Below are 14,455 nucleotides of genomic sequence, written 5' to 3'. Positions count from 1 at the left end.
GGAAATTGTTTAAATTAGCAGCAGTCAAAATTTACATAGAAGAATTAATGAAGCCTTATTCAAGTAATCTTTTGCAATGATGTAGAATAGAAAGGGGTTTATAGTTAGAAGACAGGACGGAGGCTAGTTGTGAACAAACGTCGATTCACTTTGCAGTATAAAATACTGTCAATTACAGTTTTAATCGTGATCTGTCTATTAGGATTTGTTTTTGTCATGCATGGAAGAATCAATGCTCTACAGCGGGAAACCAGCTTCATCTCTCATCAGGATCGAGAGATTACTAATTTGGCTAATCTAATTGAGAAGAATATTTTAGATATGGAAACCGGACAACGTGGATATGTCATCACCGGCGATAACAAGTATCTGGAGCCCTACAATTTGGGTAAGGCTGAATGGGAAGCTAATTATGATAAGCTTTACGTGCTGACTGCTAATGATTCTTTACAGCTACAGCGTCTGTTGGGTATTGAAAGTAAAATTAAGCAATGGATCGAACAGTCCGGAAATTATGTGATCCAGTTGAAAAAAGAGGGACAGGACGCTGAGCTCCTAAGATACTTCAATTCCGACGACGGCAAAGATCAAATGGACCGGATTCGTAATCAGATCAGCACTTACCGCGAGACGATGAAAGAGAACACCAACAGTCTGATTGCTAGACAAGCAGACAAGAATAAATTATTGCTAGAGCTTCTTTATATTGCTTGGGCAATTATAGCGGTTACCGCGATGGTCGCTTCGTGGATCAATTCACGCGCCATCGTTAGTACGGTTCGTAAAGTTACCCATACGATTGCAGAATTGGAATCTGACGAAGATATGAAGACAAGGATAGAGATCACCACGAATGATGAGATCAGGGATCTGAGCGTAGCTACGAATCATCTGATAGACACGCAACAAGAGCGGATATGGATTCAGGCTAACGCAAACGAATTGTTGGCGAGGTATCAGGGCATCACACATATCTCGCAACTGGGCGACATTTTTCTTGGCAAAACCGCAGAAGTCCTCGATTACCCATATGGTTCCTTATATGTTCGAACACAGGACCATGATCGAGATTTCTTTAAGAGAGTCTCTACTTTTGGCGGAAGCAGTAACATTCCAGATCAGCGGGCATTCCAGATCGGAGAAGGTCTAGTTGGACAATGTGCTAAAGAGGCGCGCTTGATGCAAATACAGGATCTGCCGGAGGATTATATTAGCATACAATCTGGGTTGGGTATTTCTGCGCCGAAGGCGCTTCTACTAATGCCGATTTCTTTTTCGGGTGAGGTAGTTGCTGTGGTGGAAATCGCCGCCTTTGCTCCACTTACGCAATTGCAGGTTAAGTTCCTAGGGTCTATTTCGAATGCCTTTGGCTCCGCAATTAACAGTACGATTAGCATTATGAAGATTGACCAACTTCTGGCACAATCTCAGCGTCTAAACGAAGAGCTACAGGTATATACCGAGGAACTACAGACTCAGTCTGAGGAGCTGCAAATCCAGACGGAGTCACTGCATGCAACGAATAGAAAGCTGGAGGATAAGAAACTGCTGGCGGAACAAAAGTCACTAGAGGCGGAAAGAGCTCAAACGGAACTCAGTGAATACACAGAGTTATTGCAGCAAAGCTCACAATATAAATCAGAGTTTCTGGCTAACATGTCTCACGAACTGCGAACTCCGCTTAACGGCATTCTGCTGCTCTCCGAATTTCTTATGGAGAATCAGTCGGGAGCTTTAAGCGAAGAGGATATTGAATTCTCAAAAGCCATTCATTCTTCGGGACAAGATCTGCTGGCGCTGATTAATGACATTCTGGATTTGTCCAAGGTTGAGGCAGGAAAGCTGAATATTGAAATTGAAGCGATAAATATATCGGAGATTCCGGAGGCAATGATCCAGAACTTCAGTCAGCTTTCCCGCAAAAAAGAGATTCCTTTGCAAATACAGCTCGGAGAGGACTTGCCCCTGCTATTTTATTCAGATGCTCAAAGAGTACGGCAAATTATTATAAATTTGTTGTCCAATGCGTTTAAGTTTACAGCAGAAGGTGCAGTCACTCTGGAAATCCGTTTAGCAACTAAGGGCGAGCTGCTGGATTTGGCAGATTTGGGTACTGGGGTATTTATTGCCTTCGCCATCAAAGATACTGGAATTGGGATTTCAGAAGACAAACAGTCCATTATCTTCGAAGCGTTTCAACAGGCGAATGGAAATACAGAACGTCAATATGGGGGAACTGGGCTTGGTTTATCCATATCCAGAGAGCTGGCGACATTACTTGGTGGTAGAATTACGCTGGAGAGCCAAGAGGGTGCGGGCAGTGTCTTTACAGTGTATTTGCCTTTGCAGCTTGAGGCTCCAAGCCTTGTGGAGGTGGCTGATCATGCGACTGTTATTCAAGAGATGGGAAGTGGAGTGGTCCTTGCCGCTACAACGGCTGCGGATACACGTACTGACTTCACTTCTCTGAATCAAAAGCATGTACTTATCGTGGATGATGATGAACGGAATTTGTTCGCTTTATCAAATACCCTAAGAAAGCGCGGGCTGCATGTAACTACAGCTACTAACGGAGAGAGCGGCCTATATGAACTGGTGCAAGCAGCTTCTATAGACATCGTTCTTATGGATATTATGATGCCAGTGATGAACGGGTATGAGGCAATCAACCGGATCAGACAAATGCCCGCAAAGAAGGATATTCCCATCATTGCACTGACTGCAAAAGCGATGAAGGAAGATAAGGCTAAAATCCTTCAGGCAGGGGCAACAGATTATCTCAGCAAGCCGATTAACCTGGAACGTTTATTAGCGTTGATGCAATTGATTCTAGCTAGCGATTCATGAAATAGATATATGGAAGGGAACAATCACGGGGTGTCCTAGCAGTCATGACAATGGCTGCTGGGGCACCCCTGTTTTGTTGACCTTGAACTAGACCTCCAACTTCGGACAACTCGAGTGAAGTTGCGCGAACGAAGTAACTATAATCTGCTATCGGACACAGCTGACTGTTAACGTTGCTTTTTACCACATTTGTAATTCTAACGGACCCCACTGACGCTATTGGTATGGAAAACACCGAATATGCCCTTCTTTTTAATGAATAGTGGCGCTGGAGTCCGAAAATTTGCTCTGAAGGCGGAAAGATCGCAAATAACGTCAGCTGGGTCCTTGAGTTTCGCGATTATGATCATCTAAAACTCTGCAGCAGGCGAGCAAAAGTGTGCCTAGGCGTTAAGCCGGCTTTCATTTACCTCAAATCGGCTGAAGCGAGTCAGCCAACCTATTGTCTCAAACGCAAAACAGCGATCCTCCCATAATGGAAGGATCGCTGTTTTAATGTCTCATTGGAATCCTTTTAATAAGATTCCAGTGTCTCTCTTATTGTTGCACAGAATCAACTACAACTTTGACAGCTGTGCCGATGGGTGGCAGGCTTCTAGTCAGCACCGGGCTGTAGAATCCGATAACCTTTGTACCTTTAACAAGCTCGCTGCTTTTAACAGCTTCGCCGTCTTTGTTAATGAGTACTGTATCTTCGCTAATGCGCAGCACTACTTCTTTTTGTGACAATTCGCTCAGGCCACTGCCTTTAACAGTGATGCTGATATTTCCCTTATCGTCTTTTTGAACTTCTTCAATAGTACCAGCAGTACCTAGAAGATCATCTTGTTTCTGCTTGTCCAGAACAGTGATCTTGTAAGTTGGTGTTTGTGGCGGAAGACTCATAGTCATGACCATGGAGTGTTCTGCTTTTACAGTCATCCCGATATGGAGATCTTTGAGTGCAATTTTAGTGCCGTCTGCCATCTCAATAACCGTATCTTCCCCTACATTTAATACGATTCCATCCGTACCTACACCTTGGATTTGAACGGATTGGTATTTACCACCATCATAGACAGCTGTAATCACACCAGTCTTAGTCGTGTGCTGCTCGGCGGCATTTGTGTTGATCACAATGGAATCTCCCTTCACAGTCATGTTTTGATGAATTACTTCGCTTAAAAAGGAAGCTGGGACATACAAAGTGGAGTCAACCAATTGTGGTGCAGTTCCAAGTGTTGTATACATTTTGTTGATGCTATAACGGTCTTCTCCAGCCTTCACTGTAGTGAATACAGCGCCATTGATAAGTTCAACGGATTTATTCTGTGCATTCCAGGTTAATTCAAATCCAAGGGCTTCAGTAATCGAACGTAGTGGCACCATCGGTTCTTTGCCGCTTGTGCTTTGGAAGCCTGTTTCTTTAATGGTCGATCCGTTGATTTCAATCGCAAACGTCTTTTGATTAACGCTAGCGGAGGTTTGTGTAGCCTCATTTTTAGCAGAAGTTGTGGTGGGTGCAGCATAAGCTGCTCCTGTAGATAGGGCTAGGGACAAAGTTAAAAGAACTGTACTGGTTTTTAAAATGTTGTTCATGGTTGTGAGCTCCTTTTAAAATCTTTTGTTAGTGTTGTTATTATTCTGACGGGACACCCCTCCAAAATGTTGCAGTTTTTTTGCATCCCGATCGTAATCTTCATTCACTGCAAATATAAAAAAGCATAAGACCCCCCAGCTATATGTAGTAATATGTAAGTATTAACAATCGCTCACATAAGGAGGCGCTATGGAGTCATTCAAAGATCGACTGAGATTCATGAAGGTACAGCAGGACGGGCTTATTAAGGAATATGAGGCTCTGATTGCGGAATATGAAAGTCACGATCTGGTCAACGAGAATGAATACTTGAAGAAGCAATATGAGAAGCATAAGCTTGCTTTGGTCGAGCTAAAGACTCAGGTAGGTAAGCTTCAAGAAGAGAATACTGAGCTAAGAGTTGCGCTAACGGAACAAATTTTAGATGAGAAGCTGGGCATTCTTAAAGTGTCGAGGCAGAAGCTGCAGACTTATTTTGCCTCTAGAAGCCACGCTCATACGGATCGGCTGACGGTTTTTGAAGTGGAGACGAAACGTCATATTCAGCAGCTGTACCACAAAGCCTCCAGGCAGTTAGGTGAGGAACAAGCAGAGATATCCAGTCGACTCGGGGCGTTGGCGGCAGAATTAAATGAGCGCGTGCTGGCACAGCGGCAGAGACTGAGGGAAGCGGAACTTCGCCTTAACTCAGGCATGGATAATGGATTACATGATTTTGCCTCGGAAGAGATCACTGAAGAGGTGCTTAAGCGCCGAAGAAAACAAAATCAGATCGAAATGAAGATTGGACTAAGCTGGATTAATAAGCTGGGTATTCTGCTGTTGATTTTGGCGGTGGGGGCAGGCTTCCGGTATACCTATTCCAACTGGTTCACAGGTTATATGAAGGGAAGCGCTTTTTTTCTACTGGGCTTATTGATGCTGGGAGGCGGGGAGTGGTTATACCGCAAAGGAAAAGGCACCTTCGCTTTAGGGCTGCTTGGCGGCGGCATTTCGGTGCTGTATGGCTCTATTTTTTATAGCTATTTTCTGCTTGATATTATTGGTATATATGTAGGGTTATCCTTGTCTGTACTCGTTACTTTAACTGCGGTACTCCTGTCTTTAAGGTATGAATCACGGAGTATTTGTGCGCTGGGCTTAATCGGAGGGTATCTGCCCTTATACTCTTATCTGGGGGCGTTTGGACTTTCGGGCAACGCGGTTTATGTGGCTATGGGTTACTTGTTTCTATTGAATTTATTTATCTTATTGATTTCTTTCCGCAAACGCTGGAACGTTGTAAATTATATCAGCTACTTATTTAATACACCCTCCATGCTTATATTAATAGCTTTGTCGGATAGCAACGGAATTAATATGTGTTATGCTGTTTTGACTTTTGCGATGTATCTGGGAATTACCTTGTGGTATCCGTTCAAATATCGTTCCAAGCTGTCCTGGTGGGATTTCTCTCTCTTAGGATGTAATACGTTTATTAGCTGTCTCACCTTGTATATTTTATTTATGGATGCAGGACTGAAGGATTACAATGGTGCACTGGCGTTGCTTTTCTGCCTGCTGTATCTTGGTCTGGGTCGAGGGCTTGAGAAGCTGATGCCACAGGAAAAAGAAAGCATGCTGCTGTTCTACGCCACTTCACTGACCTTCGGCATATTGATGATTCCATTTCAATTTGGAGCGGCTTGGTGGTCCATCGGTTGGCTGATTGAGGGCGTCGTTCTTACGCTGTATGGCAATCTGAACCGCTTTAAGGGGATGGAAAGGGCAGGCTGGGGCATTATGATGCTCTGCCTTGTAGTATTCTTCTGTCTAAATGTACCGACGCAGTGGGTCGCAGACTATCAATGGACGAATTTTAGAGATGTCTACTTCCCGCTAAAATATGTCTTTATCACAGCAGGCATGCTGATTGTCGCGGTGTTGTATGCTGTTCAGCATAACCGTAAGGATGCTCTTCAGCGCAGCGAACCTTATGAAATCACCTTAGCCTTGTGGTTTAAATATGCGGCGTTATTAAATTTCTGGATTTACGGCTTGTATGAATCGAGAAGATTGTATCATCTGGTTGTACCGGAGGACTTTGCGCATAGAACCTTCTATAATTTACTGCTCTCCGCTGTATGGACCTTGGTTCTGGCTTACGCGCTGCCAAAGGTGAAGGTGCTGTATGACACAATTGTTAAATATTTTGTGAGATTTCTGTTTGGGATTGGCTACGTCATTTGTATAGTAATTACAGTAGGCCTGCCAAGTCTGCAAAATAATCTCGCGCAAAATACAGCAGCTGATTATATCGCACTGGCCGTACTGATTATCTTTAATATCTTTGTTTGGTTTAGCGGACGTGATCTGCTGATTGCAGCGCTGAATCGCCAGTTTAAGAGTATGGAGATCTATCCTGTTTTCATGGCGATTTATCTACTCGGCATTATCACCGCTTTCCTAGGAGTGCAATTGCAATTGAGTGATGCAGGGTTAATTTTTAGTCTCATTTATCTACTATTAGCCGTTCTGTTTATCATGTATGGCTTCCGCAAAAGGTATGTGTACATCCGGCGCTTCGGCCTTGGATTAACACTGCTGGCAACGGGCAAGCTGCTGCTTTATGATTTGGGTCTGCTGAACACTGGCAGCAAAATCATAGCCTATGCCAGCTTTGGCATCTGCTTGCTCGGCATCTCCTATCTCTATCAAAAGGTGTCAAACCGGATGGAGGAGGGCCAGACAACCGCCGATAATGGTACTAAAGGATAAAATACAGAGAGAATAATAGGAAGGAAGACGGTGGATGTACGAGACTTATATTTTCGACCTGTATGGCACATTGATCGATATTCAGACAGATGAGGAGAAGCCGGAGGTATGGGATCGATTATCACTCCATTTCGGATATCAGGGGATGTCCATAACGGGAAGTGAGCTACAGGCACAATTTCTGCGGGAGAGGGATTTACAGCTCACCAAAGCCGCGCGGAATTGTCAGTATCCAGATTTCGTAATGGAGGATGTGTTTCGTTCTGTGGCCCGTCAATTGGGTGGAGAACCGGATCAAGCGTGGTTACATGAAACGGTTAGATGGCTGCGGACATTATCGATGATCCATATCTCACTTTATGAGGGTGTGCTTGAAATTCTGCAAACATTAAGAGAACGTGGCAAAAAGGTGTTTTTGCTCTCCAATGGCCAGAAAACCTTTATAGAAGCAGAATTAACGATGCTGAATATTCTTCCTTTATTCGATGGCATTGCCATTTCCTCCGAAGCAGGAGTGAGTAAGCCGGATCCGCTATTTTATCGTTATTTAGTTGAGCATTATGGAGCGGATTTGCGTTCGGCCATCATGATCGGGAATGATCCCCGTACGGATATTGCAGGGGCACTAACGATAGGAATAGATTCCTGTTACATTCGTACGGCTTCTTCACCCCCCAATACGACTGTGGAGAGTACTCAATCGATAGGGGACGGGGATTTGCGGAAGATCCCCGGATGGAACGCTTAGATATACAAAAAGTCCCCGTTACCGGATTCTTACTGACCGGTTACGGGGACTTTTGTATGTCGGCGTTCGTGACTAGAGCGCCGGTAATTTATTTAGATTACACCTTCAGCCAGCATAGCGTCGGCCACTTTTTTGAATCCAGCGATGTTCGCTCCTGCAACAAGGTTGCCGGACTGTCCATATTGCTCGGATGCATTTACAGATTGTTCGTAGATGGAAACCATGATTTCATGCAGCTTCGTATCTACTTCTTCAAAGCTCCAGGACAACCGCATGCTGTTTTGTGCCATTTCAAGCGCAGATACAGCTACGCCGCCAGCATTAGCAGCTTTGGCAGGTGCGAATAGCACGCCAGCTTGTTGGAACTGATGAATAGCTTCAAGGGTGGATGGCATATTGGCACCTTCGCCTACTGCTTTTACACCATTCTCAATCAGTTTCAATGCCATGGCTTCATCAATCTCATTCTGAGTAGCACTCGGAAGGGCGATATCACAAGGAATGGTCCAAATTTGCGTGGAATCTTCAGTATACACAGCGTTAGGATGTTCATTCACATATTCACTAATCCGTTTTCTTTCGACTTCTTTTAGGCGGCGGACAGTTTCGAGGTTAATCCCATTTTCGTCATAGATATATCCGGCCGAATCACTACAAGCTACGACTTTAGCGCCTAGCTGTACAGCTTTTTCGATCGCATAGATCGCTACATTACCAGAACCGGAAACAACAACGCGGCTTCCTTCAAAAGAAAGGCCTTTTGCCTTCAGCATCTCGTTTACGAAATAAACCGTACCGTAACCAGTAGCCTCTGTCCGAGCCTGACTTCCGCCGTAACCAATACCTTTACCAGTCAATACGCCAGCCGGATATCCTCCGCGGATCCGCTTGTATTGTCCGTACATGTAGCCGATCTCACGACCACCTACACCGATATCTCCTGCAGGAACGTCTTGGTCAGGACCGATGTAATTTTGCAATTCAGTCATGAAGCTTTGTGCAAAACGCATGATTTCGCCTTCGGATTTACCTTTAGGATCAAAGTCGGATCCGCCTTTACCTCCACCGATGTGTTGGCCGGTAAGAGCATTTTTGAAGATTTGCTCGAAACCAAGGAATTTGATAATACTAGCATTAACGGATGGGTGAAAACGAAGTCCACCTTTGTAAGGTCCAATTGCACTGCTGAACTGTACACGATATCCACGGTTAACTCTGACCTTACCTTGATCGTCTGTCCAAGGAACACGGAACATAATCAAACGTTCTGGCTCAACCAATCTTTCCAGAATGGCATTTTCCTGATACTTAGGTTCAGCAGCAAGGATTGGAAGCAAAGATTCAAGGATTTCCTTTACGGCCTGATGAAATTCGGGCTCAAAAGGATTACGCGCAACAACCTGTGCGTATACGTCTTCGATATAACGATGTGCCTTGTTGCTGTTTGTGTCTAATTGCTGGGTAGATACAGAGCTCATGAATTCAACCGCCTTTTCTAGTATTCATTTGGTCCAACACTTTTTTTATATTTTGGCACAAGTCAATGTTCCTCACAACTGTTTTTATTAAATAACTTACTTCAAGTGGAACGTTATAGACGCTGGGATGATAAGAAAAGTGTGAATAAACCGCGGTATACTTCGCGTAATGACGCGTTAAAGCGCGAAATATGCTACAATGATTGTGTAATAATTGTAAGGAGATGAAATTTAAAAAATGAGTGACAAAGTAAATGAGCAGGAGCTAGTAAATGTATTATCTGCCAAAACCAAAGTGGATCCGCAAATCATCCGCTTAGTATTGAAGCATGAACAGACCTTTATCAATAAGGCCAAGGTGAACGCCAAGGGTGAGGTAGACATCGACAGCGATGATCTGGTCGACTATGTCACTGCCCAACGTGATGTGAAGCTGGATGAAATCACAGTAGAGACCATTCTTGATGCAGAAATGGATTACTTGATGGATAAAGGATTGGCAGGTTATATCGACTAACATGGGTATTCGTCCGGCTCGGCTGCTGCTGTTTACAGGCAATAAGAGCCGGAGTGAAAATTAAATAGGCATACGCATTGCTTTTAGTGATTTAGTGTGGTACAATGAAATCAATCATAAATTTAACCCTTAATTCACATATTGTAAAAGGTTATCATTTGTGCGTATGAGTCCTTTTCCAATGTGTGAATTTTTATTTGTTCGTACACTACGTAGGAATAAAAGGACATGTGTTAAATAAAATATTGGAGGTAATATCATGCAAACAGGTACAGTGAAATGGTTTAACGCAGACAAAGGATTCGGTTTTATCGAGGTTGAAGGTGGAAGCGACGTATTCGTACACTTCTCCGCAATCACAGGCGACGGATTTAAATCTTTGGACGAAGGCCAACGCGTTGAGTTCAACGTAACTCAAGGCGCTCGTGGACCACAAGCCGAAAACGTTGTAAAACTGTAGTTTAAAAATCAGGCTGCCCTTAACACAAGTTGAGGGCAGCTTTTTTTATTTTCATATATGAATCTGCCCCTAATAGGGTAGCGAAATCGTCTCGATTCGATCCAAGGAGGGGTACTTATGTATTTTCGTAAAAAAGCACTGGAGGAACTTCCGCAAGAAGACACAGCAATTTGGTCCTGTACCAAGGAAGGTTGCACAGGTTGGATGCGCGATAATTTCGCCTTTCAATATGTACCTACCTGCTGGCAATGCAACTCTCCCATGACTAGAAGTATGAAGATACTGCCAACGCTTGTGAATACGAATGCAGACATGAAGGCCATGAAGAAGGGCATTTCGATTAAGTAATCGAAGAAGCTAATATACTCAAACAGCTGGACCCTTGGACGGGAGCAGCTGTTTTTTTGTTTGAGTATTTTATTTACTGTGCAGTAATTTCTCCCATTCCGTTAAGGTTATGTTCTTTGAAATAGGCTTCAGATGCTCAGGGACCTCTACGTGGCACATAAATTCCAAGCTGTTGCCGTCAGGGTCGTTGAAGTAGACAGAAGCATTTCCTTGATAAGCCCGGATAAAAGGCTCAACAGAAGTCCGGTTGCGGAACGGAACAGCCTCTACCCCAATCGATTCCAGCCATTGCAGTGATTGCTTCAAGTCCTCGTAAGTGACACGGAAGGCAATATGCCGCAAGGACGGGTGGTATGGGGTTTGAACCTCCTGGCCTTCCCAAAGACCAATCCAGCTCCGACCTTCCTCGATCCAGAAGAATACAGTTTCTTCATCCCGCCAAGCCATTTTCAGACCTAATTTCTCATAAAATTCGATGGATACCTCAAGATTGCTTACTGGTAAATGTGCTTCATATAGCCCTTTGATCATTGGATAGCACCTGCCGATCTGTCGATTTTGCGGGCTAAATTCAGGAATGCTTCTAATACTAGGTGGATGCGATCTTCGATTTCTTGCCCACCCTCGTATCCGTCATACCCGACCTCGAACCGCTTGCGTTGCAGTCCGCCGATGGAGATCCAGTCTGGTGTATTAATGCCGTGCAGGTTACGTACGATGGCTTGCAATTGAAGTAATGAGCTTATCCCTACCGCTCCCCCGGCTGAACTGGCGGATAACACAACTTTACCGTTGAAATGCGCCTGGCCTAGATGATCAATCGCATTTTTTAATACGCCACTTACCGAGCCGTGATATTCCGGAGTAACCAAGATTACTGCATCCGCTGCTAAAATCTCTTGTTTAAGCTCGTTTAAATGTTCATGCTCTGTGTAAATCTCGTCTGGTGAATAAAAGGGAAGTGGGCGTTTGTAGAGGTCAAACACGGTAACCTTTTCCCCATGCTGACTAATGAAATGGGCAGCATGTTCTGCCAGCTTCGTGCTGGTTGCTTCTTTTCGATTACTGCCTGTCAGGATCATCACTTTCATCTGTATCCACTCCTATGTGAGGTCAATTGCTATAAACCAATGATAGTTGAATCGGCCTCTGTTAACATCAGCACATGGAATGAACATACATAATAAAAACGCTCAGCCATTGTGCTGAGCGTCTAAGACTAAAGTTGTAGAGGAGTTTTGATTCTAGGCGTTATAGCCGCCTTTCAATGCGAAAATGGCAGCCTGAGTCCGATCCGCTAAGTTTAGCTTTCCGAGAACGTGGCTGACATGGGTCTTAACGGTTTTTTCGGTGATGACCAGCTTGCTGGCAATCTCTTTGTTACTCATACCGAGCGCAATCAGGTCTAATACTTCTTGCTCGCGTGGAGTAAGAAGCTCTAATCCGGTGATCGCAGCAGGTGTTGCGTTTGGGCCGTTCGGATCGGAAGCATTAAGTTCCAATTGCTCTAGTGTAGAGGTCGCCATTAGATTCATCAGTTGGCTGGCAGCCTCGGAATGTAGCTCCACTTGCCCGTTATGTACCTTGCGGATCGCAACTACCAGCGCTTCTGGTTCTATATCTTTAAGCAAATAGCCTTTGATTCCTACGCGGATAGCCGGGAGTACATGATCCTGATCCGAAAAGGAGGTCAATACAATGACCTTGACCTGCGGGTGGGAGATCCTCAGTGCTTGAGCGGTCTCAATGCCGTCCATAATGGGCATATGCAAATCCATTAATATGACATCCGGGTTCAATTCAGCTGTTTTTTCCAGTGCCTCGCGGCCGTTGGAGGCCTCCCCAATAACCTTGATATCGGGTTGTGTGGAGAGAAATACTTGCAGCCCACGGCGTACCATTGCATGGTCGTCTACTAATAATAAGTTTATCGTCATTTATGATCACCCGACTTCATGTAGATTGGATGGGCAGAGGTATGATTGCCTCAACCGTTGTGCCTTGATTTTCCACACTGTGGATATGAATACGACCGGAGAGAGCTTCTGCTCTTTCCTTCATAATATGCAGACCAAGAGATTCATTAGTGTCTGTGTTAGAACGACGTTTGGCCCCGCCTTTACCTTGGTCGGCAACGCTCATTACCACCTCGGCTGCATTCAGATGCAGAGATACCTCCGCTTTAGAGGTTCCGGAATGCTTTCGTACATTATTGAGCGCTTCTTGGCCAATGCGCCACAGCCCTTCCTCCACGTTGCGGGGAAGTTCGTGAACACCGCTCCGTTGCGTCTGTATCAGCAGCCCTAGCTGCTGGCCATGAGCCTGCAGCGCAGTCAATAAACCGGCTTCCAGTCCGGCAGGCCGAAGCTGCATAATTAATGCACGCATTTCTTTGAGTGCTGACTGGGATAAAGCTTGAATATCGCGGACAGCTTCAGTAGCAGGATGGGAGATATGCTCCTGCTTCAGCATGCTTTCCACGCCTTTGGCGGTCATTGAGAGGGAGAAGAGGATCTGGTTCACGGAGTCGTGCAGGTCACGGGCCAGACGATTCCGCTCGTCAAGACGCGCAATTTCGCGGCGTTTCTCTCCAAGCTGAGCACTTTCCAATGTAGCGGAAATATGTTCAGCGACAGCCTCAAGCACCTCTCCATCCGCAGTTGCGGAGGCTAGTGCTTTGGGTGAGGTGATCAGTAGAATTCCTGCACCTTGTGCGGCAATCTGCCGAAAGGGCACAGCGAGCATCACGACACGCTCCGCAACAGGTTGTTCAGAACAGCAGGACTTCGTAATTTCCTGCTCTTCATCAGGGCTTAATGTCGCAAAGCGTTGTCCTTTTGCGATATCTCCTAGACGTACTTTAAAAGAATCCGAGAGCTCGAAGGGAGCTGTTTCCGGCGTTATATTAGCCGCATAGGCAGCATGGACTTCGAATTGTCCCTCATGCTGCCCGATAATCGCTGCAAAGGGCCAATCGAAATAGTCGCCAATCAGGGCGGCGCTTTTCTCGATTAGAATACTGGGCGAGATACATTGGTTGGCGGTTAGATTTAAAGCTGCGCTGAATTCGCCTAATTTGGCGTACAGATTCGCGCGGCGCTGCTCGGTGCTATATAACTGCATCCGTTCAATAGCACTGCCAATTTGCAAAGCCACGGATTGCAGCAGAGCCAGCTCGCTGTCGGCGTAATGTGCTTTGCCTGGTGCAGCCACATTCATAAGTCCCAAGTAACGCTCACCTGAATGCAGCGGGACGGTAGCGTGGTGGGTGATCCCCAGCGTGTCGCCCCAGTTATACTGCCTGGCGTTACTGAGCCGCTTGCAGCTTAGAATGTTGACGGCATGCTCGAGCCGATCATCCCATAGGCGGCTTAGGCACCAGCAGCTTCCGCACTGCATTGGTTGTTTATTGTCGCGTTGTAGTGCAGGTGGCAGACCTCGATCAGCGGCACACTCATATTCCATGTATTCTTCGCTCAGGAAGATCCAGCCTGCAGTGTTTCCGGTTAACTCAAGTAGCTTGCCCATGACTGTATCGAGCATGGGTCTCAGCTCATTGGAACTGTTCAAAGTCTCCGCAATCGTTTTGAGCGTCAGTAACTCATGAATTCCGGTTTCCTCCGGCATGAAGCTCTCTCCTTTAGCTTTGTTAATTATGTTCTATCTATTGTAACGTAGAATGGTTCATTCATTCTCAAATTTTATGTAATGTTGGCGTAAA

12 protein-coding genes are annotated in these 14,455 nt (G+C 45.2%); 6 read left to right on the top strand and 6 right to left on the bottom strand.

What is annotated here, in order from left to right:
* Positions 1 to 129: 129 nt before the first annotated feature.
* On the top strand, positions 130 to 2,847 hold the full coding sequence (locus NSS82_RS29185) for a CHASE3 domain-containing protein (protein ID WP_081386651.1): 2,718 nt from the start codon (positions 130 to 132) through the stop codon (positions 2,845 to 2,847).
* Between the two features lie 537 nt (positions 2,848 to 3,384).
* Here NSS82_RS29185 and NSS82_RS29180 read toward each other — a convergent pair.
* Positions 3,385 to 4,425: a stalk domain-containing protein gene (locus NSS82_RS29180; protein WP_076272942.1), complete on the bottom strand. Its 1,041-nt coding sequence runs from the start codon at positions 4,423 to 4,425 to the stop codon at positions 3,385 to 3,387.
* A 190-nt stretch (positions 4,426 to 4,615) separates the two neighbouring features.
* Between NSS82_RS29180 and NSS82_RS29175 the strand changes: the two genes are divergently transcribed.
* Positions 4,616 to 7,183 (top strand): DUF2339 domain-containing protein, encoded by a 2,568-nt coding sequence (locus NSS82_RS29175; RefSeq protein ID WP_076272941.1) that lies wholly within the window; start codon positions 4,616 to 4,618, stop codon positions 7,181 to 7,183.
* 34 nt (positions 7,184 to 7,217) lie between these two features.
* Positions 7,218 to 7,931: an HAD family hydrolase gene (locus NSS82_RS29170; RefSeq protein ID WP_038573759.1), complete on the top strand. Its 714-nt coding sequence runs from the start codon at positions 7,218 to 7,220 to the stop codon at positions 7,929 to 7,931.
* Positions 7,932 to 8,023: 92 nt separating this feature from the next.
* Here the strand turns inward: NSS82_RS29170 and gdhA are convergent, their stop codons facing one another.
* Positions 8,024 to 9,409 (bottom strand): NADP-specific glutamate dehydrogenase, encoded by a 1,386-nt coding sequence (gene gdhA, locus NSS82_RS29165; RefSeq protein ID WP_036682144.1) that lies wholly within the window; start codon positions 9,407 to 9,409, stop codon positions 8,024 to 8,026.
* A gap of 238 nt (positions 9,410 to 9,647) precedes the next feature.
* Here gdhA and NSS82_RS29160 point away from each other — a divergent pair, with 238 nt between their 5' ends.
* The 3 genes from NSS82_RS29160 to NSS82_RS29150 all read left to right on the top strand — a co-directional run bounded on the left by NSS82_RS29160 (position 9,648) and on the right by NSS82_RS29150 (position 10,734).
* A complete protein-coding gene (locus NSS82_RS29160) occupies positions 9,648 to 9,926 on the top strand; it encodes a hypothetical protein (protein WP_076272940.1) in 279 nt (92 codons plus the stop codon).
* A 259-nt stretch (positions 9,927 to 10,185) separates the two neighbouring features.
* Complete coding sequence (locus tag NSS82_RS29155) at positions 10,186 to 10,386, top strand: cold-shock protein (RefSeq protein WP_019914790.1); 201 nt, start codon at positions 10,186 to 10,188, stop codon at positions 10,384 to 10,386.
* 117 nt (positions 10,387 to 10,503) lie between these two features.
* Positions 10,504 to 10,734 (top strand): cold-shock protein, encoded by a 231-nt coding sequence (locus tag NSS82_RS29150; RefSeq protein ID WP_036682139.1) that lies wholly within the window; start codon positions 10,504 to 10,506, stop codon positions 10,732 to 10,734.
* A 69-nt stretch (positions 10,735 to 10,803) separates the two neighbouring features.
* On the opposite strand, the gene NSS82_RS29145 is transcribed toward NSS82_RS29150, so the two are convergent.
* The 4 genes from NSS82_RS29145 to NSS82_RS29130 form a co-directional block, all read right to left on the bottom strand.
* Entirely contained in the window at positions 10,804 to 11,265 is a 462-nt protein-coding gene (locus NSS82_RS29145; RefSeq protein WP_076272939.1) for a VOC family protein, read from the bottom strand.
* Positions 11,262 to 11,825 (bottom strand): NADPH-dependent FMN reductase, encoded by a 564-nt coding sequence (locus NSS82_RS29140; protein ID WP_076272938.1) that lies wholly within the window; start codon positions 11,823 to 11,825, stop codon positions 11,262 to 11,264. The genes NSS82_RS29145 and NSS82_RS29140 overlap by 4 nt, the downstream gene beginning before the upstream one ends.
* A gap of 153 nt (positions 11,826 to 11,978) precedes the next feature.
* Complete coding sequence (locus NSS82_RS29135) at positions 11,979 to 12,671, bottom strand: response regulator (protein ID WP_076099723.1); 693 nt, start codon at positions 12,669 to 12,671, stop codon at positions 11,979 to 11,981.
* 16 nt (positions 12,672 to 12,687) lie between these two features.
* The gene (locus NSS82_RS29130; protein ID WP_076099722.1) at positions 12,688 to 14,361 is read right to left on the bottom strand and encodes a GAF domain-containing sensor histidine kinase; all 1,674 of its coding nucleotides are present in this window, start codon (positions 14,359 to 14,361) and stop codon (positions 12,688 to 12,690) included.
* Positions 14,362 to 14,455: the final 94 nt, after the last annotated feature.

Origin of the sequence: Paenibacillus sp. FSL H7-0735 (assembly GCF_038008505.1) — a bacterium.
GTDB lineage: Bacteria > Bacillota > Bacilli > Paenibacillales > Paenibacillaceae > Paenibacillus_AQ > Paenibacillus_AQ odorifer.
Note: the sequence above shows the minus strand (reverse complement) of the source record. Positions and strands in the feature narration are given on the sequence as shown.